The 23,633-nt window shown below is 70.8% G+C and carries 22 protein-coding genes, 1 tRNA gene and 1 pseudogene; 9 read left to right on the forward strand and 15 right to left on the reverse strand.

Translation table 11 applies throughout. The annotated features are described in order from the left end of the window. Positions 1–128: pseudogene (locus tag ACZ69I_RS06130) on the forward strand (IS5 family transposase); the annotation flags it as partial. 9 nt (positions 129–137) lie between these two features. Here ACZ69I_RS06130 and ACZ69I_RS06135 read toward each other — a convergent pair. Then, positions 138–1,166 carry a DUF6528 family protein gene (locus ACZ69I_RS06135; RefSeq protein WP_470830670.1) on the reverse strand — a complete coding sequence of 343 codons (1,029 nt, stop codon included), beginning with the start codon at positions 1,164–1,166 and terminating at the stop codon, positions 138–140. A 131-nt stretch (positions 1,167–1,297) separates the two neighbouring features. Beyond that, on the reverse strand, positions 1,298–2,089 hold the full coding sequence (locus tag ACZ69I_RS06140) for an exodeoxyribonuclease III (protein ID WP_470830671.1): 792 nt from the start codon (positions 2,087–2,089) through the stop codon (positions 1,298–1,300). A gap of 69 nt (positions 2,090–2,158) precedes the next feature. Between ACZ69I_RS06140 and ACZ69I_RS06145 the strand changes: the two genes are divergently transcribed. After that, a complete protein-coding gene (locus ACZ69I_RS06145; protein WP_467672357.1) occupies positions 2,159–2,701 on the forward strand; it encodes a GNAT family N-acetyltransferase in 543 nt (180 codons plus the stop codon). 45 nt (positions 2,702–2,746) lie between these two features. On the opposite strand, the gene ACZ69I_RS06150 is transcribed toward ACZ69I_RS06145, so the two are convergent. The 9 genes from ACZ69I_RS06150 to galU form a co-directional block, all read right to left on the reverse strand. Further along, entirely contained in the window at positions 2,747–3,958 is a 1,212-nt protein-coding gene (locus ACZ69I_RS06150; RefSeq protein WP_470830672.1) for a HAMP domain-containing sensor histidine kinase, read from the reverse strand. Positions 3,959–3,973: 15 nt separating this feature from the next. Beyond that, complete coding sequence (locus ACZ69I_RS06155; protein ID WP_470830673.1) at positions 3,974–4,432, reverse strand: hypothetical protein; 459 nt, start codon at positions 4,430–4,432, stop codon at positions 3,974–3,976. 118 nt (positions 4,433–4,550) lie between these two features. Next, positions 4,551–4,624 (reverse strand) — tRNA-Ala (locus tag ACZ69I_RS06160). An 85-nt stretch (positions 4,625–4,709) separates the two neighbouring features. Further along, a complete protein-coding gene (gene sepX / locus ACZ69I_RS06165) occupies positions 4,710–5,960 on the reverse strand; it encodes a divisome protein SepX/GlpR (RefSeq protein WP_470830674.1) in 1,251 nt (416 codons plus the stop codon). 218 nt (positions 5,961–6,178) lie between these two features. Continuing rightward, positions 6,179–6,802: a GNAT family N-acetyltransferase gene (locus ACZ69I_RS06170; protein ID WP_389718186.1), complete on the reverse strand. Its 624-nt coding sequence runs from the start codon at positions 6,800–6,802 to the stop codon at positions 6,179–6,181. Continuing rightward, the gene (locus ACZ69I_RS06175; protein ID WP_470830675.1) at positions 6,799–7,353 is read right to left on the reverse strand and encodes a MogA/MoaB family molybdenum cofactor biosynthesis protein; all 555 of its coding nucleotides are present in this window, start codon (positions 7,351–7,353) and stop codon (positions 6,799–6,801) included. Before ACZ69I_RS06175 ends, ACZ69I_RS06170 begins: the two co-directional genes overlap by 4 nt. Then, complete coding sequence (gene moaC / locus ACZ69I_RS06180) at positions 7,350–7,874, reverse strand: cyclic pyranopterin monophosphate synthase MoaC (RefSeq protein ID WP_467672367.1); 525 nt, start codon at positions 7,872–7,874, stop codon at positions 7,350–7,352. The genes ACZ69I_RS06175 and moaC overlap by 4 nt, the downstream gene beginning before the upstream one ends. An 84-nt stretch (positions 7,875–7,958) precedes the next feature. Then, the gene (gene glp / locus ACZ69I_RS06185) at positions 7,959–9,305 is read right to left on the reverse strand and encodes a molybdotransferase-like divisome protein Glp (RefSeq protein ID WP_470830676.1); all 1,347 of its coding nucleotides are present in this window, start codon (positions 9,303–9,305) and stop codon (positions 7,959–7,961) included. Positions 9,306–9,309: 4 nt separating this feature from the next. After that, the gene (galU, locus tag ACZ69I_RS06190; protein ID WP_470830677.1) at positions 9,310–10,221 is read right to left on the reverse strand and encodes a UTP--glucose-1-phosphate uridylyltransferase GalU; all 912 of its coding nucleotides are present in this window, start codon (positions 10,219–10,221) and stop codon (positions 9,310–9,312) included. A 174-nt stretch (positions 10,222–10,395) separates the two neighbouring features. Between galU and ACZ69I_RS06195 the strand changes: the two genes are divergently transcribed. Further along, complete coding sequence (locus tag ACZ69I_RS06195) at positions 10,396–10,971, forward strand: 5-formyltetrahydrofolate cyclo-ligase (RefSeq protein ID WP_470831058.1); 576 nt, start codon at positions 10,396–10,398, stop codon at positions 10,969–10,971. 80 nt (positions 10,972–11,051) lie between these two features. On the opposite strand, the gene ACZ69I_RS06200 is transcribed toward ACZ69I_RS06195, so the two are convergent. Then, positions 11,052–13,910, reverse strand: coding sequence for a penicillin acylase family protein (locus ACZ69I_RS06200; RefSeq protein WP_470830678.1), 2,859 nt, complete (start codon positions 13,908–13,910; stop codon positions 11,052–11,054). Positions 13,911–14,169: 259 nt separating this feature from the next. Here ACZ69I_RS06200 and ACZ69I_RS06205 point away from each other — a divergent pair, with 259 nt between their 5' ends. The 6 genes from ACZ69I_RS06205 (at position 14,170) to mscL (ending at position 19,894) form a co-directional block, all read left to right on the forward strand. Then, complete coding sequence (locus ACZ69I_RS06205) at positions 14,170–15,675, forward strand: potassium/proton antiporter (RefSeq protein ID WP_470831059.1); 1,506 nt, start codon at positions 14,170–14,172, stop codon at positions 15,673–15,675. A 225-nt stretch (positions 15,676–15,900) separates the two neighbouring features. Beyond that, complete coding sequence (locus ACZ69I_RS06210; RefSeq protein ID WP_470830679.1) at positions 15,901–17,172, forward strand: MFS transporter; 1,272 nt, start codon at positions 15,901–15,903, stop codon at positions 17,170–17,172. Positions 17,173–17,239: 67 nt separating this feature from the next. Next, positions 17,240–17,581, forward strand: coding sequence for an FmdB family zinc ribbon protein (locus tag ACZ69I_RS06215; RefSeq protein ID WP_470830680.1), 342 nt, complete (start codon positions 17,240–17,242; stop codon positions 17,579–17,581). Between the two features lie 86 nt (positions 17,582–17,667). Further along, entirely contained in the window at positions 17,668–18,522 is an 855-nt protein-coding gene (locus ACZ69I_RS06220; protein ID WP_470830681.1) for an S-methyl-5'-thioadenosine phosphorylase, read from the forward strand. Positions 18,523–18,805: 283 nt separating this feature from the next. Beyond that, a complete protein-coding gene (locus ACZ69I_RS06225; RefSeq protein ID WP_470830682.1) occupies positions 18,806–19,279 on the forward strand; it encodes a hypothetical protein in 474 nt (157 codons plus the stop codon). A 138-nt stretch (positions 19,280–19,417) separates the two neighbouring features. Then, positions 19,418–19,894 carry a large conductance mechanosensitive channel protein MscL gene (gene mscL, locus ACZ69I_RS06230; protein ID WP_467672383.1) on the forward strand — a complete coding sequence of 159 codons (477 nt, stop codon included), beginning with the start codon at positions 19,418–19,420 and terminating at the stop codon, positions 19,892–19,894. A 55-nt stretch (positions 19,895–19,949) separates the two neighbouring features. Here mscL and ACZ69I_RS06235 read toward each other — a convergent pair whose 3' ends face one another. The 3 genes from ACZ69I_RS06235 to pflB form a co-directional block, all read right to left on the reverse strand. After that, positions 19,950–20,171 carry a hypothetical protein gene (locus tag ACZ69I_RS06235; RefSeq protein ID WP_467672385.1) on the reverse strand — a complete coding sequence of 74 codons (222 nt, stop codon included), beginning with the start codon at positions 20,169–20,171 and terminating at the stop codon, positions 19,950–19,952. Positions 20,172–20,220: 49 nt separating this feature from the next. After that, positions 20,221–21,042, reverse strand: a complete 822-nt coding sequence (gene pflA / locus ACZ69I_RS06240; RefSeq protein WP_470830683.1) for a pyruvate formate-lyase-activating protein — start codon at positions 21,040–21,042, stop codon at positions 20,221–20,223. Between the two features lie 114 nt (positions 21,043–21,156). Continuing rightward, positions 21,157–23,427, reverse strand: a complete 2,271-nt coding sequence (pflB, locus tag ACZ69I_RS06245; protein ID WP_470830684.1) for a formate C-acetyltransferase — start codon at positions 23,425–23,427, stop codon at positions 21,157–21,159. Positions 23,428–23,633: the final 206 nt, after the last annotated feature.

The raw sequence follows: 23,633 nt of genomic DNA on the forward strand, positions 1-23,633 counted from the left end.
TGCCGCCGCGTTCCGAAGCCATGATCCACCTCGCCATGACCGACCTCATGGCCCGCCGCCTCACCGGCGAGAACACCATCTCCTGGCGCGACCCGACACCAGCACACCAAAGCCGCATTCAGGGATGAAACGACCTCTCAGCGCGGCAGCCACCAACGCGCCTTGTAGATGCCACCGTTGACGTACTTGTAGGAACTCTCCGGCCGGTGCACGCTCACCGTCGTGGTCCACCAGGTCTCGCCGAGCCCGCTCTCCGGCACGGTGGTCACGACCTGCCCGGTGCGCGGGTCGTCCCCGACGGCCTTCACCGACTTCCGCGAGATCGTCCCGGATCCGGCGAAGTCCCGCACGAACTCCCCGGTCCGCGCCTCGTACTGGAAGACCGCCGCACTCGTCGTCACCCACAGCCGCCCCGGCCGCCCGGCGACCGGGAACAGGTCGTGCCCGCCCGGCGTCCTGCCCGGCGTGCCGACCGGCAGCCCCACCGCGGACAGCCGCGTCAGCGTGGGCCGCGCGGCCTTGCCGCCCACCGCGTACGTCACCAACTCGTCGTCGCCGAGGGCCCACAGCACCTCGCGGGCGGCGTCCCAGTGCAGCGCGTGCGCGCCCTTGAGCTCCGCCTCCGTGTACCGCGCGGACCGCGGCCCCAGCGACGCCGCGTACAGCCGCACCCGCGCGCCGGTGCTGCACGCGACGGCCACGTTGCCGTCGGGCAGCAGCTCCGCGCTGTGCGGGTTGAACAGATCGTCGCCGGGTCCGATCGCCGTGCCCCAGTACCGCCGCCCCGTCGGGTGCTCGACGACGGCCACGAAGCCGAACGACGCCGTGGTCAGGACGTACGTGCGCCGCCGGTGCAGCCGCGCCTTCGCCTCGCACGGGTACACCCAGCTCACGTCCGGGTCCAGGTCCCGGTAGCGCGGGTCGCCGAGCGGTGAGAACTCCCAGCACACGGCGGACGGGTCGACGGCCGGGTCCCAGACCCGGCGCCGCGGGTCGAGCACGAGGATCCGCCTGCTCGCCTGCTCGGTCAGCAGAACGGGCGGCGTCCCGGCGGGAACCCCGCCACCACCACCCGCCCCGAACGCCCGTGCGGTGGGCAGCGCCACCGCGACCCCGGCACCCGCCGCACCCAGCACGACGGCACGTCTCGACGGCACGGCAGCCATGAAATCCCCCCGGAACCTGGGCAGTTGGTCAGGTGCGCGACCGCAATCTGCCATGCCGTCCGGTCCCGGGACAGCCTTCTACCGGACTTTGTGCCCGTGTCCCGCCGCCGACCACCCCGTTGGGGGACGGTCTACAGGTCGTAGACCACCGTCACGGGAGCGTGGTCGCTCCACCGCTCGGCGTGGCTCGCGGCCCGCTCCACGTACGCCTTCACGGCGCGCCCGGCGAGCCCCTCCGTCGCCACGTGGTAGTCGATGCGCCAGCCCGTGTCGTTGTCGAAGGCGCGCCCGCGGTAGGACCACCACGAGTAGGGGCCCTCGACGCCCGGGTGCTGCTGACGCACGACGTCCTCGTACTCCTCGAAGACCTCGTCCAGCCAGGCGCGCTCCTCGGGCAGGAAGCCGGAGTTCTTCTTGTTGCCCTTCCAGTTCTTGAGGTCGGCCTCCCGGTGGGCGATGTTCCAGTCGCCGCAGACGACGACGTGCCGCCCCTCGGCGGCGGCCCGCGCCTTGAGCTCCTTGAGGTAGCCGAGGAACTCCCCCATGAACCGCACCTTCTCGTCCTGCCGCTCGGTGCCGACCTCGCCGGAGGGCAGGTACAGGCTGGCGACGGTGACGCCCGGCAGATCGGCCTCGACGTACCGGCCGCTCCCGTCGAACTCCTGCGACCCGAAGCCGACCCGCACCCGGTCCGGCTCACGGCGCGTGTACAGCGAGACACCGGCACGGCCCTTCGCGGCGGCGGGCGCGTGCACGACGTGCCACCCCTCGGGAGCCCGCACCTCGTCCGGCAGCTGCTTCTCCTCGGCGCGCACCTCCTGCAGGCACAGCACGTCGGCCGAGGTCTCGGCGAGCCACTCCACGAAGCCCTTCTTGGCGGCGGCGCGCAGGCCGTTCACATTCACGGAAGTCACAGTGAGCATCCCGGCACGATACCGGCACACTGGACGCCGGAACTCCCACCCGTATCGCATAGAAGTACGATGGAGCGCATGAATATCCAAGCTCGCGAGGCCGCGATCCCCGCACCCGCCCCGGCCGGTGCGCCCGCCCCCGTCCACCTGCGCACCGTCACCTTCGCGCACCCCGACGCGGTCCGGCTCAACGACCGCGTCCAGCTCGAATACGCGGAGCGCTACGGCGACGAGGGCGACGTCACCCCCCTCGACCCCACCATGTTCGAGCCGCCTCGCGGGCTCTACCTCATCGCGTACGACGAGCACGGCACCGCCCTCGCGACCGGCGGCTGGCGCCGCATGGACGAGAACGGCGAGGGCTACCAGGACGGCGACGCCGAGCTGAAGCGGATGTACGTCATCCCCGAGGCCCGCGGCCTCGGCCTCGCCCGCCGGATACTCGCGGCCCTGGAGGCGGACGCGAAGGCGGCGGGCCGCGTCCGCATGGTCCTGGAGACCGGCACGAAGCAGCCCGAGGCGATCACGCTCTACTCCTCCAGCGGCTACATACCCGCCCCCGCGAAGTTCGGCCACTACCGCTTCGACGACCTGAGCCGCTGCTACGCGAAGGCCCTGTAGCCCTCGCCGGGCCCTCACCGTCCCTCCCCCCGGGATCCACCTCCCCTACCCCCGCACGGCCGACCGCAGATCGAACTCGGCCAGCGCGCCGCCCCCCGCCGGATTACTGAACCGCAGTCCGGCCCGCAGCGCCCGGGCCTGGCCCTGCGCGATCGTCAGTCCGAGCCCGAGCCCCACCCCCTTCTCTCCGCACCCGCTCCGGAACCGCTGCGGCCCGCCGGACAGCAGGGACTCCGGAAACCCGCCCCCGGAGTCCCGCACCCGCACCACCCCGGCGTCGACCTCGACGGTCACCGGCGCCGCCCCGTGCCGCAGCGCGTTGCTGACCAGGTTGGCGACCACCCGTTCCACCCGTCGGGGGTCGGTCACCACCTCCGCGTCCCGCACCACGTCCACCGTCACACCGGCCGCCCCCGCGGCCCCCGCGACGGCCGACCTGCGGACCAACTCGCCGAGCCCGCACGCCTCGGCCGCGACCTGCTCGCCCGCCCCGTCGAGCCGCGCCACCTCGATGACGTCGTCGACCAGCTCCCGCAGCCGCTGCGCCGCCTCGCGCACCAGCTCCGAGGGGCGCCCCGGCGGCAGGAGTCCGGCCGCCGTGACCATGCCCGCCACCGGCGTCCGCAGCTCGTGCGCGATGTTCGCCGTCACCTCGCGCTCGGCCTGCAGCCGGGCCGCGAGCGCGTCGGCCATGGTGTTCACGGCGGCCGCGAGCCGGGTGATCTCGTCCTTGCCGCGCAGCGGGAGCCGGGCCGTCAGATCCCCCTCCGCGATGCGCTGCGCCGCCCCCGCCTTGGCCCGCAGCCGGTGACCGAGCCGCGTGGCGACGAGCAGCCCCGCCACACAGGCCAGCGCCGTCCCGAACCCGCCGGAGATCCACAGCACCCGGTCCAGGTCACGGACCGTCTCCGCCTCCCTGTCGTAGGGCCGCTTGAGCGCCACGACCTCCCTGTCGTACTTGCTCGCCGCCCACAGCTGCGGAACCCGCCCCTTGCGGTCCAGGTAGACGCCCCACCGCCCGTTCGCCACGGCCCCGGCGAGCGGCCCCGGCAGATCGACGGGGTCGATGAGGGTGCGGTCCCCGTCGATCCCGGCCGCGTGGTCCTGCACGGCGGTCCGCAGCCGGTCGCCGATCTGGCTGCGCGCGCCCGCGTACTGCGCCTCGACCGTGCGGTGGTGCACGAGGAGGCCCATCAGGACGGAGACCAGCGCGGCGGTGCCCGCGATGGCGATGCCGATCTTGGTACGCAGCCCCATGCCGTTCCCCGCGCCTCAGAGGTCCGGGACCGACAGGCGGATGCCCTGGAACTGCACGTTCACCGCGGCGGGGGGAAGTTCCCCCGGCGTCTTCGGCTCGACGGTGGCCCGCCGGTAGGACGCCACGTAGTCCTGCCGCTCCAGACCGCTGAGGGTCAGCGTCGCGTCGTACGGCTTCTTCGCGCAGCGGGGCTCGCACCACGCGCCGCCGAGCTTTCCGGTGGCCCGCGCGGTCGGCCCGCCCCAGTCCCGCCAGCTCAACTCCGTGAGCGTCACGGCCTCGGTGAGCCCCACCGCCGCCGGTTGCTGCAGCGGCCGCCCGGTCACATCGGCGAGATAGACGGGCCCGGCCACCCGGGAGGGCCGCAGCGCGGGCCCCTCCACCCGCAGCCCCCGAGGCTCGGCGCACCCGCCCACCGACACGGCGGCGAGTGTGACGCCGCACACGGCGGCCATCCTCAAAGGGGACACCATGGATCAAATGTATCCACGGCCTCGCAAAGCACACGTGGGACGGACCACATGGGTTTCAGTACGGCGCAACGCAAAGATCCCGCCCGGTTCGATGAACCGGACGGGATCTCATGTGCAGTGGACCTGTGGGGATTTGAACCCCAGACCCCCTCGATGCGAACGAGGTGCGCTACCAGACTGCGCCACAGGCCCTTGCAACGAGTGAAACTCTAGCACCCCCAACCGGGTGCTCGGAAATCCGGTCCTGGCTGGTCAGCCAGGGCGGCCTCCGGAGGCTTCACTCGTTGGCCGCCCGCGGCCGGCCGCCGTCCTCGTACTGGTCGAAGAGCGGCGTGCGGCCGCGCTCACGAGCCCGCCGTGCGGACGCCGCCCGGCGCTTGTCGCTGCGGCCGCCACCGGCGTCGGCGCCGTCGGCCCCGTCGATGTCGCCCGCCTCCTCGGCCGGCCGCTCCCGCTCGGCGGCTCGCTCGGCCGACGGCTCCGCCTTGCTGGAACGCGCCGCGCTCCACGCGTCGGGCGAGCCCAGGTCGACGCTGCCGGTGGCGCGCGGGGCGACCGGCGCGGTCACGTACGTCGGCAGCGGCACCGGGACCGGGTCCCAGCTGTCGCCGCGGCCGGGACCGCGCTGCCGCTCGCGCTGCTGGTCGACCCACTCGGCATGGTCGGTCTGCTCGACGAGGGCGCGGCGGTCGGCCGCGAGTGCCGACAGGCCGGTCTCCGTCTCGACCGCGGGGCCGTCCTCCGCCGCCTCGTCGCCGAGCGGCTCCGGGCTCGCGGGCCTGCGCCGCGGCTGCCGCTCACGCAGTCGCTGCGCCGCGACCTCGGCCCTGCGCCGGTCCATCGTGTAGGTGAAGCGGCGCCGCTCCTGGCCGCGCAGATAGACGATGTACGCGCTCAACAGCACGGCGGGCACGGCGGGCGCCCACAGGAAGGCGAGCCCGCCGACCCCGGCGACGACCGCGCCGACCGTGAAGGCGAGGAAGAGGAGGACCGTCGTGCGCCGGCGCCTGGCGAGGACCTTCGTGCGCCGGGCGCGTGCGGCGGCCTCCGCCGACGCGGCGCGCTGTGCGGGTGTCGCCCTGACCGGCGCCTTGGCCCGGGGGGCCGGGACGGATTCACGTGCGGGTTCGGGTTCGCGCTCGGCGCGCGCCTGCGGCCGGGCCACGGGTTCGGGCCGCTCCGCGGGGGGCTGCGCGCGCTCCTCCCGGGGTTTTTCCCGGGGCTCCGCCCGGTCCGTGCGGTGCTCTCCCGTATCGAGAGGAGGCGCGACGAAGGAGCGGACGTCCACCGAGCCGGTGATGCCGTCCGCGTCGTCGCGCGACTCCCCCTCCTCGGGCGAGCGCGTTTGCAGGTCCTTGGCGTATCGGCGCTCCATGCCCGCCCGTCCGGACAGCAGCCGGATGGCGGTGCTGAAGCGTTCCGTCGGACGGGCTTCGTTCAGCTCGTCCTGCCTACGGAGCCACATCGGCACCAAGTAGGCGGCCCAGGCCCCGACGATGACTGCGTAGATGAGGCCGCTGCTGCTCACGCTCACACGGTAGAGGGGTTTCCGTGAGGCCATCTGCCAATTGAGTCGGTGTGTCGCACGATCTGGCTGATATCTCGAACTTTTTTTGCGACTGATGCGATCAACAGGCCGCCGCCAGCGTGAAATTAATGCCTGAGACAAGACTCATACCCGTCTCGGACGGTCGATCGGCGATGAATTTCGAACACATATTTCATTTATGCGGGTCAGGAACAGCTCTACGCCGTGTTCCGAGGTCGCGCCTGGTGCCAGCGGCGCAACAACCCTTCCGGTACCTCTTCGGTCGTCAGCGCGAAGACAAGATGATCGCGCCACGCGCCGTCGATGTGGAGATAGCGCGGCCGAAGCCCCTCCTCGCGGAATCCGAGTTTCTCCACGACCCGTCGGCTCGGCGTGTTCTCGGGGCGAATACACACCTCGATACGGTGCAGTCCGACCGAGCGGAAGCAGTGGTCGACGGCGAGCGCGACGGCGGTCGGCATGACCCCGCGGCCCGCGACGGACTCGTCGACCCAGTAGCCGACGTGGCCCGAGCACATCGATCCCCAGGTGATCCCGGCGACCGTCAACTGTCCGACGAGACGGCCCTGGTACTCGATGACGAACGGCAGCATCCGGCCCGCGCCGGCCTCCGCGCGCAGGTGGCGGACCATCTGACGGTACGTGGGGCGGTGCACGATGGGGCCGCTGGGAGTGGGCGGCGGGATCGTGGCCTCCCAGGGGCGCAGCCAGTCGCGGTTGCGCCGGTTGACCTCGCGCCAGGCCCGCTGGTCACGCAGCTTTATCGGACGGAGGACGACATCGCCGTCCGTCAGTTCGACGGGCCAGGAAGGGCTGTTCAGCTCGCACCCCCTGGAGGGGCGGGATGGTCGCCGCCGCGCAGCTGGTCGACCGCGTGCCGCAGCAGCGGCTCCAGGACGGCGAGACCGTCGCGTACACCTCCCGTGGAGCCCGGCAGGTTCACGATCAGCGTCCGGCCCGCCACCCCGGCGAGTCCGCGCGACAGGACGGCGGTGGGGACCTTGTCCCTGCCGTACGCGCGGATCGCCTCCCCGATGCCCGGCACCTCGTGGTCGAGCACGCCGCGGGTGACGTCCGGGGTGCGGTCGGTGGGCGAGATGCCGGTGCCGCCGGTGGTGAGGATGACGTCGTACCCGGCGTCGACGCCCGCGCGCAGCGCGGCCCCGACCGGATCACCGTCCGGGACGACCTGCGGTCCGTCGACGGCGAACCCGAGCGCGGCCAGCCCTTCGGCGAGGATCGGGCCGCCCTTGTCGGCGTAGACACCGGCGGCGGCGCGGTTGGACGCGGTCACCACGAGCGCGCGGTAGGGCGCGGCAGCGCGCGTACCGGCTTCGTCGCGCGCCCCACCGGTGGCGTCCTCGCCGCTCATGCCTGTGCTCCCTCGCGCGTCCAGTGGCCCGACTTTCCGCCGGTCTTCTCCTCCACGCGTACGTCGGTGATGACGGCGCCCTTGTCGACGGCCTTGACCATGTCGACGACCGTGAGGGCCGCGACGCTCACCGCGGTGAGCGCCTCCATCTCGACGCCCGTGCGGTCGGTGGTCTTCACCGTGGCGAGGATCTCGACGGCGTCGTCCGCCACGGAGAGGTCGAGCTTGACTCCGGAGACGGCCAGCGGGTGGCAGAGCGGGATGAGGTCAGGGGTGCGCTTGGCGCCCATGATGCCCGCGATCCGCGCGGTGGCCAGGGCGTCGCCCTTGGGTACGCCCTCGCCGCGCAGCAGTTCGATCACCCGGGGCGAGACCCGTACGCGGCCGCTGGCGCGGGCGGTGCGGGCGGTCACGTCCTTGGCCGACACGTCGACCATGCGGGCCGCGCCCGCCTCGTCGATGTGGGTCAGTCGCTGCTGCTCAGGGGCTCCGGGGGTGTCCCCCCGGGAATTCGCGGTCATGTGCTTGGCGCTCCCGGTCCGGGCTCCGCGCGGTGCGGCGCGCGGGCCTGTTGTGCGCGACACGGTACCGCGCGGTCGGCCCTCTCAGCCGAGCAGGACCACCTCGACCTCGGCGCCCGGCTCCACCGACGTGTCGTCCTCGGGGATGACGATCAGCGCGTCCGCGTGCGCGAGGGCGGCGATCAGATGCGAGCCGGAACCGCCGACGGGCGTCACGCGGCCCGCCTCCTCGTCGTAGCGCCCCCGCAGGAACTGACGGCGCCCCGCAGGCGAGCGCAGCGCCTGGTCCGCGAGGAGCTCCGCGCGCGCGGTGGGCCGGTGGACCGTGGGCAGCCCCATGAGGGTGCGGATCGCGGGGCGCACGAAGAGCTCGAAGGAGACGTACGAGGAGACGGGGTTGCCCGGGAGGGCGAGCAGCGGGGTGTGGTCGGGACCGATCGAGCCGAAGCCCTGCGGCTTGCCCGGCTGCATGGCGAGCTTGCGGAACTCCACGCCGCTGCCCGCGCCCATGCCGTCCTCGTCCTCCGGATCGCCGATGGAGGACAGCGCCTCCTTCACGACGTCGTACGCGCCGACGCTCACGCCGCCCGTGGTGACGATGAGGTCGGCACGGATCAGCTGGTCCTCGATGGTGGAACGCAGCGTCTCCGCGTCGTCGGCGACCGCGCCCACGCGGTAGGCGATGGCTCCGGCGTCGCGGGCGGCGGCGGTGAGGGCGAAGCTGTTGGAGTCGTAGATCTGCCCCTCGGCCAACTGCTCGCCGGGCTGGATCAGTTCGCTTCCGGTGGACATGACGACCACGCGGGGGCGGGGGCGCACCTTCACCGTGCCGCGCCCGATGGCGGCGAGCAGGGCGATCTGCGGGGGGTCGAGGACGGTGCCGGCGGTCAGGGCGCGGTCGCCGGTCTGGACGTCGCTGCCGCGCGCGCGGACGTGCGCGCGTGCCACCGCGGGGCGGTGCACGCGGACCTCGCCGGAGGCCCCCTCGGGGGAGGCGCTGTGGGCCCGCATCCCGGAGACGGGGCCCTCGCCCAGACCGCCGTCGGTCCACTCCACGGGGACGACGGCCTCGGCGCCGGGCGGCAGCGGGGCGCCGGTCATGATGCGGGCCGCCTGGCCCGCGCCGACGGTGGGCTGCGCGCCCGCACCCGCGGCCACGTCCCCGATGACGGTGAGGACGGCGGGGAACTCCTCGCTCGCGCCCTCGACATCGGCGACCCGCACCGCGTACCCGTCCATGGAGCTGTTGTCGAAGGGCGGCAGCGAGACGGGCACCGTGACGTCCTCGACCAGGACGCAGCCCTGGGCGTCGAGGAGTTGGAGCTCGATCGGTTCGAGCGGCCGGACGGTCTCGAGGATGTCGTCCAGATGCTCGTCCACCGACCAGAACTGGTCCTGGTCGGTGATCGGTGTCGTCGTGCTGCTGCTCAAAGTGCTACATCTCCTCGGTGACGTAACTGCGGAGCCAGGCCTGGAAGTCCGGGCCCAGATCTTCACGTTCGCACGCGAGTCTGACAATGGCACGCAGATAGTCGCCACGGTCACCGGTGTCATAGCGGCGGCCCTGGAAGACGACGCCGTGCACCGGGCCGCCGATCTTCTCGTCCGCGGCGAGCTGCTGGAGTGCGTCGGTGAGCTGGATCTCGCCGCCGCGGCCCGGCTCGGTCTTGCGCAGTATGTCGAAGATGTGCGGGTCGAGGACATAGCGGCCGATGATCGCGTAGTTCGACGGGGCGTCGGCCGCGTCGGGCTTCTCGACCAGGCCGGTGACCTTGACGACGTCACCGTCGCCGGTGGGGTCGACCGCCGCGCAGCCGTAGAGGTGGATCTGCTCGGGGGCCACCTCCATGAGGGCGATGACGCTGCCGCCGTGCTGCTCCTGGATCTCGACCATGCGGGCCAGGAGGGGGTCGCGCGGGTCGATGAGGTCGTCGCCGAGGAGCACGGCGAACGGCTCGTGTCCGACGTGCGGCGCGGCGCACAGGACGGCGTGACCGAGCCCCTTGGGGTCGCCCTGGCGTACGTAGTGCATCGTCGCGAGGTCGCTGGACTCCTGGACCTTGGCGAGGCGTGCCTCGTCGCCCTTCTTCAGGAGGGCCGACTCCAGTTCGTAGTTGCGGTCGAAGTGGTCCTCCAGCGGGCGCTTGTTGCGACCCGTGATCATGAGGACGTCGTCGAGACCCGCGGACACGGCCTCTTCGACCACGTACTGGATCGCCGGCTTGTCGACGACCGGCAGCATCTCCTTGGGAGTCGCCTTGGTGGCCGGCAGGAAGCGCGTGCCGAGACCCGCGGCAGGGATGACCGCCTTGGTGATCCGGGTGTGGGGGGGGTGAGACTCAGTCATGGCGTCACCATATCCGGTGCGTATGTGCGGAATCTGTGGATCCGGATAACTCGGCGGCATATGCGCCCACCAGGAAGGAATTGCGAGATCCCCATGAGCTCAACCAGCGGAACCAGCGGCACCGACGGCGGTGCCGGCAGCGGTGCCGAGGCCGGTGACCAGCCAACCAAGCGCATGTTGCGACGAGACTTCCTCGCGGTGAGAAGCGCGTTGACTGCGGATGACGCGCGGAAGGCGGCCGCGGTGCTCGCCGACCGCGCACTGGAACTTCCGGAACTCGCCGGAGCGCACACGGTCGCGGCGTACGTCTCGGTGGGGAGGGAGCCCGGCACGCGCGCCCTGCTCGACGCCCTGCACGCGCGCGGGACCCGCGTCCTGCTGCCGGTGCTGCTCGCGGACAACGACCTCGACTGGAGCGCGTACGACGGGGCGGGCTCGCTCGTCCGCGTGCAACACCAGGGGAAGATCGAGCTGTTGGAACCCTCGGGAGCGCCTCTCGGGCCCGACGCCGTCCTCGGCGCGGACGCCGTGCTGCTGCCGGGGCTCGCCGTCGACGCGCGCGGCATGCGGCTCGGGCGCGGCGGCGGCTCGTACGACCGGGTCCTGGCCCGCCTGGAGCGCGCGGACGTCCACCCCGCCCTCGTGGTGCTCCTGTACGACTCCGAAGTGGTCCCCCACCTCCCCGAGGAGGCGCACGACCGGCCGGTGCACGCCGTCGTGACGCCCTCGGGCGTGCGCCGCTTGCGCTGACCCCCGAAGCCTCCCCGACACCTGAAAGGGCCCTCCACGCGTGCGTGGAGGGCCCTTTCAGTACGTGCCGTGAGCGGTCGTCAGGGGCGCAGCACCAGCTTGTCGCTCGTGCTGCCCTCGACGGCCTTTTCCGTGAAGGACCACGGAAGGAGTTCGCCCTTGGACCACTTGTCCGTCTGGTCGGTGTAGTGGTCGTTGTAGGCGTGCCCCGAGGCGCCGGTGAGGTTGATCCACTTGGACTTGTCGAGGTCCTTGAGGTTCACCACCATCCGCATCGACGGCACCCACACCACTCCGTAGCCGCCCGCCGCGTTCCAGCCGGTCGCGTTGACCGCGGCCTCGCCGCCGCCGAGGTTCCACGGACCGCGGTTGAGCACGAACTGCAGCCAGCCGGGTCCGTCGGTGCCGAGCGTCTGGTTCTTCAGCGTGAGGCGGTGCAGCCGGCCCCAGCTCCAGGTGTCGACGTCCTTGCCGAGCTTGGCCGTCAGGTCCCAGCGCGCGTCCTCCAGAGCCCGCTTGAACAGCTGGTCGCGGTTCTTGGTCTCCTTGTCGGTACGGGTCGCAGGCGCCTTCCACCACGCGTTGGTCTCGTCGTCGATGATCTTGCGGACCACTTCGTAGTAGCGGTCGCCGCCGTCCGGCTGGGCCAGGTCGGCCTCGCGCTCACCGCACTCGCGCACCTTCGTGCCCTCGTCGGCCGGGCCGGTGTTGTCGGCCGGCTCGACGTTCAGGCACTGCCCCTTGACCCGCAGCTCCTTGGGGAGCTTGTTGCCGAAGGCCAGCTTGAGGATGTTGCGCCAGACGGAGTTGAAGTACGCGGCGGCCGCCGAATCGGCGTCCTGGGTGTAGTCCCAGCCCTCGAGGAGCTTCTGCGCCTCGCGGACGTACTTGTCCTTGACGTCGATCTTCAGCAGCTTGGGCACGAGCAGCTTGGCGATCTCGCTGCTGTTGTCCATCTGCATGAGGCGCATGTCCTCGGTGGAGATCTTGCCGCCGTTCTTGATCTTCGACTGGATGAGGTCGTCGATCCGCTGGCTGCGCGCTCCGTAGCCCCAGTCCGATGTGAGCTTGTACGGGTACTTGGCCTGGTCGACCACGGCCTGGTTGGCGGTGACGATGTAGCCGCGCTTGGGGTTGTACTCGTAGGGCAGCGCGTCCTGCGGGATGTACCCCGTCCAGCGGTAGTCGGGGTCCCAGCCCGGCGCGGGGAGAGAGCCGTCGCCCTTGCCGCGGGTGGGGATCTTGCCGGGCGCCTGGTAGCCGATGTTGCCCTTGGTGTCGGCGTAGATCAGGTTCTGGGAGGGCACCTCGAAGGAGCCCGCCGCCTTGCGGAACTGCTTGAAGTTCTTGGCCCGGTTGAGGTCGAAGACGGCGTCCATGGACTTGCCGGGGCTCAGCGCGGTCCAGCGCAGCGCCACTCCGTAGCCGTCGCCCCGGTCGGGGGCCGCGGTGTCGACGTGGGCCTTCTTGCCGACCTTGACGAGTTCGTCGTCGCGGTCGGAGATGAGCGGGCCGTTGTCGGTCTCCCGGACCGTGATCTTCTTCGAGCTGCCGCCCGCGACCCTGATGGTCTCCTCGCGCGAGGTGAACGGCACGACCTTGTCGCCGGAGAGGTAGCCGTCCCCGGTGAACTTCTCCAGGTAGAGGTCCGTCACGTCGGCGCCGAGGTTCGTCATGCCCCAGGCGATGTCCTGGTTGTGGCCGATGACCACACCCGGCATGCCCGAGAACGTGTAGCCGGAGACGTCGTACTGGCACTTGTCGGAGACCGACCGGCAGTGCAGGCCCATCTGGTACCAGACGGAGGGCAGCTGCGGCGCGAGGTGCGGGTCGTTGGCGAGGAGCGGCTTGCCGGTGATGGTGTGCTCTCCGGAGACGACCCACGAGTTCGAGCCGATGCCGTTGCCGTTCGGGCCCAGGATCGAGGGGACCTCGTCCAGGGCGCCGGAAAGCCCCGAGAGCTGCGACGTCATGCCCTCGGTCGTCGGGGTGCCGCCCGCGATACCCGTACCCGCGGTGCCGCCGGTTCCGGTTCCGTTTCCGGTCCCGGACTGGGTGCCGGTGCCGGTACCAGTGCCGGTGCCCGTTCCCGTACCAGTGCCCGTACCGGTACCCGTACCCGTCCCGGAGCCGCTTCCCATGTCACTGGGAGTGCCCTCGGGGTCGTACTCCTTGGTGACGCTGCTGTACGCGCCCTCCCGGACGATGGGCTTGTTCCGCTTGTACGGGTACTCGGGGTACAGGTCCTTGATCTGCGACGGGCCGAGGCGGCTGGTCATCAGGGAGCGGTCGATCTCGTCCTGCATGTTGCCGCGCAGGTCCCAGGCCATGGCCTTGAGCCACGCCACCGAGTCGACGGGGCTCCACTCCTGCGGCTTGTAGTCGTTCTTGAAGCCGAGCGCCGCGTACTCGACGGAGATGTCCTTGCCGTCCTTGCCGGCGAGGTAGGCGTTGACTCCCTTGGCGTACGCCTGGAGGTACTTCTTCGTCTCCGGCGAGAGCTTGGAGTCGTACTCCTTCTTCGCCACCCGGTGCCAGCCGAGCGTGCGCAGGAACTCATCGGTCTTGACCTGGCTCTTGCCGAACATCTCGGAGAGCCGCCCGGAGGTCATGTGACGACGTACGTCCATCTCCCAGAAGCGGTCCTGCGCCTGGACGTAGCCCTGTGCCATGAAGAGGTCGGCATCGGACTCGGCGTAGATCTGCGGGATTCCGTTTCCGTCGCGCTTCACGTCGACGTTGCCGGCCAGGCCGTCGAGCTTGATCGATCCCTTGGTCTGCGGGAAGGAGGCGCGCACGGTGCTCACGCTCCAGTACGCGCCGAAGCCGATGCCTCCGACGATGGCCAGGACCAGGACGATCACGACGAGTCGGGCTCGGCGCCCCTTCTTCTTCTTGCCGGACTTATGACCGGAAGAGGCGGTGGTGTTGGAGGGCATCGCTGTCCTTGCTGTCCTTACGCGAGCGGCAGGGCGGGCTGTGCTGTCGACTTGGGGCGGCTCTGGGAGCGCTGGAGCAACCATAGGCGCAGGGCGTTGCGGCTCCGGACGCGGAGTCAGGAACCCGGCCCCCATGAGATCGAATAGTCATTCGATGGCATCAAGAAAGCGTTAACAATTAGGTAAGGTAACGAAGTACTCCTACGTAGTACCCGACTCCGCTACGTAGTGCTCGGCTCCACGCAGGAAGGAACGGCCCCTGACTGTCCACCACCTCAACCAGCTCCTGCTCGTCTGCTCGCTCGTTCTGCTCGTCGCGGTGGCGGCGGTCCGCATCTCATCGCGCAGCGGGCTCCCCAGCCTGCTGCTCTACCTGGGCATCGGCGTCGCCATGGGCCAGGACGGAGTGGGCGACGTCCACTTCGACAACGCCGAACTGACGCAGGTCATCGGCTATGCCGCCCTGGTCGTGATCCTCGCCGAGGGCGGCCTCGGGACGAAGTGGAAAGAGATCAAGCCGGCCCTGCCCGCTGCGGCCGTGCTCTCGACCGCGGGCGTCGCCGTGAGCGTCGGCGTCACGGCCGCCGGAGCCCACTACCTCGTCGGGCTCGAGTGGCGCCAAGCGCTGATCATCGGCGCGGTGGTCTCGTCCACGGACGCGGCCGCGGTCTTCTCGGTACTGCGGAAGGTGCCGCTCCCCTCGCGTGTCACGGGCATCCTGGAAGCGGAGTCGGGGTTCAACGACGCCCCTGTGGTGATCCTCGTCGTGGCGTTCTCCACGGCGGGACCGGTGGACGACTGGTACGTACTGATCGGCGAGATCGCCCTGGAGCTGGCGATCGGCGCCGCGATCGGCCTCGCGGTCGGCTGGCTCGGCGCCTACGGCCTGCGGCACGTGGCCCTGCCCGCCTCCGGCCTCTACCCCATCGCCGTCATGGCGATCGCGGTCACCGCGTATGCCGCGGGCGCCATGGCGCACGGCAGTGGATTCCTCGCCGTCTACCTCGCGGCGATGGTGCTCGGCAACGCCAGGCTGCCGCACTGGCCCGCCACCCGCGGCTTCGCCGAAGGGCTCGGCTGGCTCGCCCAGATCGGCATGTTCGTCCTGCTCGGCCTCCTGGTCACCCCGCACGACCTGCTCGACGACACCTGGCCCGCGATCCTCATCGGCCTGGTCCTGACCGTGGTGGCACGCCCCCTCGAGGTCGTCCTCAGCCTGTTGCCGTTCCGCCTGCCCTGGCAGGAGAAGGCGCTGCTCTCCTGGGCCGGGCTGCGCGGCGCCGTGCCCATCATCCTGGCGACGATCCCGATGGTGAGCGGCGTCGAGGACAGCCAGCGCATCTTCAACATCGTCTTCGTCCTCGTCGTCGTCTACACCCTCATCCAGGGCCCCACGCTGCCCTGGCTGGCCAGGAAGCTGCGCCTCGGCGACTCCTCCGAGGCCGCCGACCTGGGCGTGGAGTCCGCGCCCCTGGAGCGGCTGCAGGGGCACCTGCTGTCGGTGGCCATCCCCGAGGGCTCCCTCATGCACGGCGTCGAGGTGGGCGAGCTGCGGCTGCCGCCGGGGTCGGCGGTCACGCTGGTGGTGCGCGACGGAGAATCGTTCGTCCCGCTGCCGACGACGGTGCTGCGGCGCGGCGACGAGCTCCTCGTGGTGGCGACCGACCCGGTGCGCGACGCCGCGGAGAAGCGGCTGCGCGCGGTCGGCCGAGGCGGCAAGCTGGCCAGTTGGCTGGGAACCGACGGAGAAAAACACCAATCGTAGGTGGCGGGGGTCTCATCGGCCGCAATCACAGGGCCGAATGAGATCTCTCCCTGTACGATGAAGGCACCTGATCGAACCAACTCTGCCTGAAGCAGAGCTGGCGCGACCGTATGGCGGCCGTGAAGCCCTCGCAGTGGGCCCGGCATCTACCGCAGTTCCGCGCAAGAGGACAGCTCTCGGCGCCCCCGCACGGGCGCGCTACCAGGCGGCAGAAAGGCACGGGCCGTGGCATCCACGGTCACCGAATCCCGCCCCGGCTACGGACAGCTGCTGCGTACCCCGCGCGCCTGGACGTTCCTGCTGCCCGGCTTCGCGGCGCGACAGCCGTTCGCGATGCTGACCATCTCCATCGTGCTGCTCGTGCAGCACACCACCGGCTCGTACGGGGCCGCCGGCGCCGTCTCGGCCGTCACCGGCGTCTCCATGGCGCTCTTCGCCCCCTTCAGCGGCAAGCTCGCCGACCGGTTCGGGCAGCGCGCCGTGCTGGTGCCCGGCATCCTCGTGCACTCCGCCTCCGTCATCACCCTGACGGTCCTCGCGCTCTCCGACGCCCCCCTGTGGGCGCTCTTCGCGGCGGCGGTGCCCGCGGGCGCCTCCACGCCGCAGGTCGGGCCCATGGTGCGGGCCCGCTGGGGCGTCAAGCTCCAGGACTCGCCCCTGGCCACCACCGCGGCCGCCTTCGAGTCGGTCACCGACGAGCTGACGTTCGTCCTCGGTCCGCTGTTCGCGACCGCGCTGTGCACCACCGTCGACCCCGCCGCCGGCCTCCTCACCGAGGCCGGGCTCACCCTGGTGGGCGGTCTGCTCTTCGCCGCGCAGAAGAGCACCCAGCCGAAGCCGTCCTCGCACGATGACGGGCACGCGCGCGTGGAGCAGGTCTCCGCGCTGCGCGTCCCCGGAGTGCGGGTCCTCATCGTGACGTTCCTCGGCATCGGCGCCGTCTTCGGCGGCATGCAGGTCTCACTGGCCGCCTTCACCGAGTCGATCGGCGAGCCCGGCCTGAACGGCGTCCTGTACGGCACGTTCGCGGCGGGCAACATGCTCTCCGGCATCGCCTGCGGAGCCATCGCCTGGAAGATCTCCCCGCAGCGCCGCCTCCTCGTCGGCTACGCGGCCCTGACCCTGATGGCCTCCGGCCTGTGGGCCGCGCACTCCGTGCTGCTGCTCGCCGGACTCGGCCTGCTGGTCGGCGTCTGCATCGCGCCCGCGCTGATCACCGGCTACACCCTGGTCGACAAGCTGGTCGCGCCGACCGGCCGCACGGAGGCCTTCACCTGGCTGACCGGTGCGGTCGCGCTCGGGCAGGCGGCGGCCGTCACGGTGGCCGGACAACTGGAGGACCGCTTCTGGGACGGGGCCGGATTCCTGGTCCCGCTGGGCGGTACGGCCATGGCTCTCGTGGTCCTGGTGACACTCCGTTCGCGGCTCGTCCCCAAGGCCTCGGGCCGCACCGTCGCGCGTGGCGTGGGTCACCGCGTGCCGGTGACGGTGGACTGATCTCGCGGAATACGTCACTATGGACCGTCGTTAGCACTCATCGAGTGAGAGTGCCAGGAGGAAGCAAGTGCCGACGTACCAATACCAGTGCACCGAGTGCGGCGAGGGCCTCGAGGCGGTGCAGAAGTTCACCGATGACGCCCTGACCGTATGCCCGAACTGCGACGGACGCCTCAAGAAGGTGTTCTCGGCGGTCGGCATCGTCTTCAAGGGTTCCGGCTTCTACCGCAACGACAGCCGCGGCTCGTCGTCGAGCAGCACACCGGCGACCGCGTCGTCGAAGTCCTCGACGTCGGACTCGTCCTCGTCGGGCTCCTCGGACTCGAAGGCGGCTTCGTCGTCTTCGTCCTCGGATGCCAAGTCGTCCAGCTCCTCCTCGACGCCGACGTCGTCGAGTTCGGCAGCGTAGGACCCCTCCACACGCTTTCCGTGTGACCCCGCCGTCCTGTGACGGCGGGGTCGTCGGCGTTCCCCGCCCCGGCTACTGTGCGGGCCATGGTGAACACGGCGAACGCCGCGCGGGCCGAGATCGGCGTGATCGGCGGCTCCGGCTTCTACTCCTTCCTCGACGACGTGACCGAGACGCAGGTCGACACTCCGTACGGAGCTCCCAGCGACTCCCTCTTCCTGGGTGAGGTCGCGGGCCGGCGGGTCGCCTTCCTCCCCCGGCACGGCCGCGGCCACCATCTGCCACCGCACCGCATCAACTACCGCGCCAACCTCTGGGCGCTGCGCTCGGTCGGCGTGCGCCAGGTCCTCGGCCCGTGCGCGGTCGGCGGACTGCGGTCCGAGTACGGGCCCGGGACGCTGCTGGTGCCCGACCAGCTCGTGGACCGCACGCGCACTCGTGCGCAGACGTACTTCGACGGGGCGCCACTGCCGGACGGCAGCGTCCCGAACGTCGTGCACGTGTCCCTCGCCGACCCCTACTGCCCCGCGGGGCGCACGGCGGCGCTCAAGGCGGCCCGCGGACGCGACTGGGAACCGGTGGACGGCGGGACGCTCGCTGTGATCGAGGGGCCGCGCTTCTCGACCAGGGCGGAGTCCCGGTGGTACGCGGCACAGGGCTGGTCGGTGGTGGGCATGACCGGGCACCCCGAGGCGGCGCTCGCCCGCGAACTGGAGCTCTGCTACACGTCCTTGGCGCTGGTCACGGACCTGGACGCGGGCGCGGAGACCGGCGAGGGCGTGTCCCACGACGACGTCCTGCGGGTGTTCGCCGCCAATGTGGACCGGTTGCGGGGCGTGCTGTTCGACGCGGTGGCGGGACTGCCGACGGACGACGAGCGGCGTGAGTGCCTGTGCGCGGGGGCGCTGGGCGGAATGGATCCGGGGATCCGGTTGCCGTGAGCGCGTGGCTCCCGCTGCGAGCGCGCGGCTTCTGCCGTGACCGAGGGGCGGAAGTGCCCCTTCGGGTGAGGAAGTTGTCCACAACCGGCGAGTAGTCCACGGGCCTCAGCGGGAAGCGGCGCGAGCCCGCATCGTGAGAGCGGAAGCCGAGCTCCTCGCATCGCAGGCGGTGGTTGTCGTGACCCAGACCCATGTCCCTCCTCAGACCCGACCGGCAGATCAGCCCCGACCGGCAGATCAGATCCGACCGGCAGACAACTGCCCGGTCCCCCAGTTCCCGCCCGTGCGGGTGCGCGGCGGCCGTCCGCGGCTGCGGCGACTGCTGCGGCACAGACGGCGGGCCCTGGCCGTGGGCCTCGCGATGACCGCCGCCGCCCTCGCGGCCACGGCGCCGAGGGCCCCCGCACCGCCCCCGGCGCAGGAGGCGGCCGCCACGGAGCCCGTGCGGGAGGGAGGGCCCCGCCCGGTCACGGCGGAGCGGGCGACGGTGACGGCGCCGGTACGGATCGCCGACGCGGACGCGGTGCGTCTGCTGCGCCCCGGCGACCGGGTGGACGTGATCGCCGCCGACGGATCGGCCGGGGGCGGTGCGAGGCCGCGCGTGGTGGCGGCGGGGGCGCGGGTTTCCGAGGTGCCCGAGCCGGGGGGCGGCCCCGCCGAGAGCGGCGCCCTGGTGGTCCTCTCCGTCCCTCGGGACACGGCCGCACGGCTCGCCGGGGCCTCGGCGAGCATGCGCCTGGCGGTGACCGTGCGATGAACCGGAACGTTCACGATCGCACTGGCAGCCGGTCAAGTAGCTCGATGGTGCGTAGCAATTGGACAGGTCCGCCATGGTCTGACGTAGGTTGCGAAGTTGTTTGTCCAGCAACCCGCACATGCAACGAAAGGCCTCGTGGTGAGCGAGAAGAAGGAACCGGGTCTCTGGGACGGCTTCAAGGCCTTCCTGATGCGCGGCAATGTCGTCGACCTGGCGGTCGCGGTGGTCATCGGCGCCGCGTTCACGAACATCGTGAACTCCGTGGTCAAGGGCGTCATCAACCCGCTCGTCGGCGCCTTCGGTACGAAGGACCTCGACCACTACCACTCGTGCCTGAAGTCACCCTGCGAGATGAATGCCGCGGGCGAGGTCTCCAAGGGAATCCCGATCATGTGGGGTTCCGTGCTCAGCGCGGTCCTGAGCTTCCTGATCACGGCGGCCGTCGTGTACTTCCTGATGGTGCTGCCCATGGCCAAGTATCTGGCGCGGGTGGCCGCCAGGCGGGCCGAGAAGGAGGGCACGAAGGAGGTCATGGAGATCACCGAGCTGGAGGTGCTCAAGGAGATCCGCGACGCCCTGGTGGCGCAGCGCGGCTCGGGTCACCGCGAGGAGTAACGCGGGCGGCGGCTCGGGCTCAGAGGACGGCTCGGGCTGAGGGGACGGCTCGGGCTCAGACGTGGTGGGGCGGCTTCTCGTCGAGGAAGCGCGCGAGGTCGGCGGCGCTGCCGTGGCCGGGCTCGGCCCGCTCGCCCCACCCTCGGTCCGTGTCGTCCGAAGACTGCTGCGACAGCGGGTCGTCGAAGATCAGCGCGTTCCCCGGTCGCTTCTTCGGGTCTTCGGGGGTCTTCGGCTTTTCCGGATCTCGCGGTTCGGGGGCGGGGGCGGGGCTCATGTCTCCAGGGTACGCCGGGGGTGCGGGCGGCAACCGCGAGCAGCTTGCTTCAGACGGCCTTGAGGCCCTGAGCTGCGAAGATCTCTTTCGCCTCGGCCACCTGCGCCGGGGTGGGCGAAGGGGTGCCGCGCAGCGCGAAGTCCTTGCCGAGCGCGTCCCACTTCGCCTCGCCCAGCTTGTGGAAGGGCAGCACGTCGACCCGGGAGACGTTGCCGAGCGAGGCGGCGAAGCGGGCGACGCCCTCGATGTTCGCGGGGTCGTCGGTCAGCCCGGGCACGAGGACGAAGCGCACCCAGACGTTCTTGCCGAGCCCGGCCAGACGGTGGGCGAAGTCCAGGGTGGGCCGCAGGGGGCGCCCGGTGACCTGCTGGTAGGTCTCGGGGTCCCAGGACTTGATGTCGAGCAGGACCAGGTCGGCGTCGCGGAGCAGCGCGTCGGTGGCGCGTGCGCCGAGGAATCCGGACGTGTCGAGTGCGGTGTGCAGCCCCAGTTCGTGCTTGAGGCGGTGCAGGAGTTCGCCGGTGAAGACGGGCTGCAGGAGGGGTTCGCCGCCGCTGATGGTGGCTCCTCCCCCGGCCGCGGAGATGAACTTGGTGTACTTGGCGGCCTCGGCGATCACCTCGTCGGCCGTGGTCCGCTTGCCGTCGCGCATCCGCCAGGTGTCGGGGTTGTGGCAGTACAGGCAGGTCAGCGGGCATCCGGCGAGGAACGTGACGAAGCGCGACCCCGGCCCGTCCACACCGGTGGACAGGTCCCAGGAGTGCACGGAGCCGGTGACGGGGCGGTGGGTGGCGGCCGCCGCGGGGGTGGCCGCCTCCTCGTCGGCCCCGCGGGGGCGTACGGGGATGTCGGTACCGAGCAGAACAGCCATGGCGGAACTCCCGAACTCCTGGCAGTACATGGGGTGCGCGGCGCCCGGGGCCGGGGTGAGGGCTCGGCCCCGGGGCCGCGGTTCAGGGGCGGCCCCCCGGAGGGAGCCGGTGGCTCACAGGGAGCCGTGGAAGGTGCGGTTGATGACGTCGAGCTGCTGGTCGCGGGTGAGCCGGATGAAGTTGACCGCGTATCCGGAGACCCGGATGGTCAGCTGCGGGTAGTTCTCCGGGTGCTCCATGGCGTCCTGCAGCGTCGCCTTGTCGAGGACGTTGACGTTCATGTGGAAGCCGTCGCTGGCCATGAAGCCGTCCAGGACGCCGGCGAGGTTCGCGACCCGCTCCTCGGGGGTGCGGCCGAGCGCGTCCGGGGTGATGGTGTTGGTCAGCGAGATGCCGTCCTCGGCGTCGTCGTAGTCGAGCTTGGCCACCGACATCGCGGAGGCGATGTAACCGTGCTCGTCGCGGCCGTTCATCGGGTTGGCCCCGGGGGCGAACGGCTCGCCCGCGCGGCGGCCGTCGGGCGTGTTGCCGGTCTTCTTGCCGTAGACGACGTTCGAGGTGATGGTCAGCACGGACTGGGTGTGCACCGCGTCGCGGTAGGTGGGGTGCTTGCGGACCTTCGCCATGAAGTCGTGCACGATGCGGCGGGCGATCTCGTCGGCGCGGTCGTCGTTGTTGCCGTAGGCGGGGTAGTCGCCCTCGATCTCGTAGTCGACGGCGAGACCCGTCTCGTCGCGGACCACCTTGACCCTGGCGTGCTTGATCGCCGAGAGCGAGTCGGCGGCGACCGAGAGGCCTGCGATGCCGCACGCCATGGTGCGCAGGATCTCCTGGTCGTGCAGCGCCATCTCAATGCGCTCGTAGGCATACTTGTCGTGCATGTAGTGGATGACGTTGAGCGCGTGGACGTACGTCTTGGCGAGCCAGTCGAGCATCGCGTCGTACCTGCGCACGACGGTCGCGTAGTCGAGGTAGTCGCCCTCGATGGGCGTGAAGCCCTCGACGATGGTCTTGCCGGACTTCTCGTCGCGGCCGCCGTTGATCGCGTAGAGCAGCGCCTTGGCGACGTTCACGCGGGCGCCGAAGAACTGCATCTGCTTGCCGACGGTCATGGCCGAGACGCAGCAGGCGATCGCGGTGTCGTCGCCGTACTTGGGGCGCATCAGCTCGTCGGACTCGAACTGGATGGCCGAGGTGTCGATGGCGACCTGGGCGGCGAACTCCTTGAAGCCCTGCGGCAGTCGCTGCGACCAGAAGACCGTGAGGTTCGGCTCGGGGGCCGGGCCGAGGTTGTAGAGGGTCTGCAGGGCGCGGAAGGTGGTCCGCGAGACCAGCGGGCGGCCGTCCTCGCCGATGCCGGCCATCGACCAGGTGACCCAGGTCGGGTCTCCGGAGAAGCCCTCGTTGTACTCGGGGGTGCGCAGGAAACGGACGATGCGGAGCTTGATGACGAAGTCGTCGATGAACTCCTGGGCCTCGGCCTCCGTGATGCGCCCGGCCTCGATGTCGCGCTGCAGGTAGATGTCGAGGAAGTTGTCGATGCGGCCGATCGACATGGCCGCGCCGTTCTGCTCCTTCACGGCGGCGAGGTAGCCGAAGTACAGCCACTGGACGGCCTCGCGGCCGGTGGTGGCCGGCTGGGCGATGTCGTAGCCGTACGACATCGCCATGGCCTTCAGTTCCTTGAGGGCCTTGATCTGCTCGGAGATCTCCTCGCGTCCGCGGATGACGTCCTCGGTCGCCCACTGCTCGCCGAGGGCGGCCTTGTCGGCCTCCTTCGCGGCGATCAGGCGGTCGACTCCGTAGAGGGCGACGCGGCGGTAGTCGCCGATGATCCGGCCGCGGCCGTAGGCGTCCGGCAGGCCGGTGATGATGCCGGAGGAGCGGCAGGCGCGGATCTCGGGCGTGTAGGCGTCGAAGACGCCTTCGTTGTGGGTCTTGCGCAGGTGCGTGTAGACGTCCCTGACCTCGGGGTCGGCCTCGTATCCGTAGGCGTTGAGGGCGCCTTCGACCATCCGCCAGCCGCCGTTGGGCATGATGGCGCGCTTGAGCGGGGCGTCCGTCTGCAGTCCGACGATCAGGTCCTTGTGGTCGGCGGCGGTCCCGTCGACGTAGCCCGGCTTGAACGCGTCGATCCGGGAAGGGGTCCGCACGTCCACGTCGTGGATTCCGCGCTCGATCTCCGTGGGGAACATCGAGAGGAGCTTCTGCCATACCTGGGTGGTGCGTTCGGTCGCGCCGGCCAGGAAGGAGGCGTCCCCTTCGTACGGGGTGTAGTTCTGCTGCACAAAGTCACGGACGTCGATGGCGTCCCGCCACAGACCGCCCTTGAAGCCCTCCCAGGCCTCGCCGTTCACTGTCGTTTCCGCAGGAGTGGCAGTCATGACCCGCACCTTCCGTCTCGCTTCTTCGCTATGCCTCCATTCCACTCCTCTTTGATCGATCAAAGGGGCAGCAATGGTCCTCGATCAGGGACCCAAGGTCCTTTTCCTGCGCGAGAGGAACACCGCGAACCCCACCTGACCAGGAACTTCCTGTGGGACCTTGGACCTAAGTTCGCTTGTGAAAGTATTCACAAGAATTTCCGGGA

The organism is Streptomyces sp. NPDC036815, assembly GCF_055609205.1.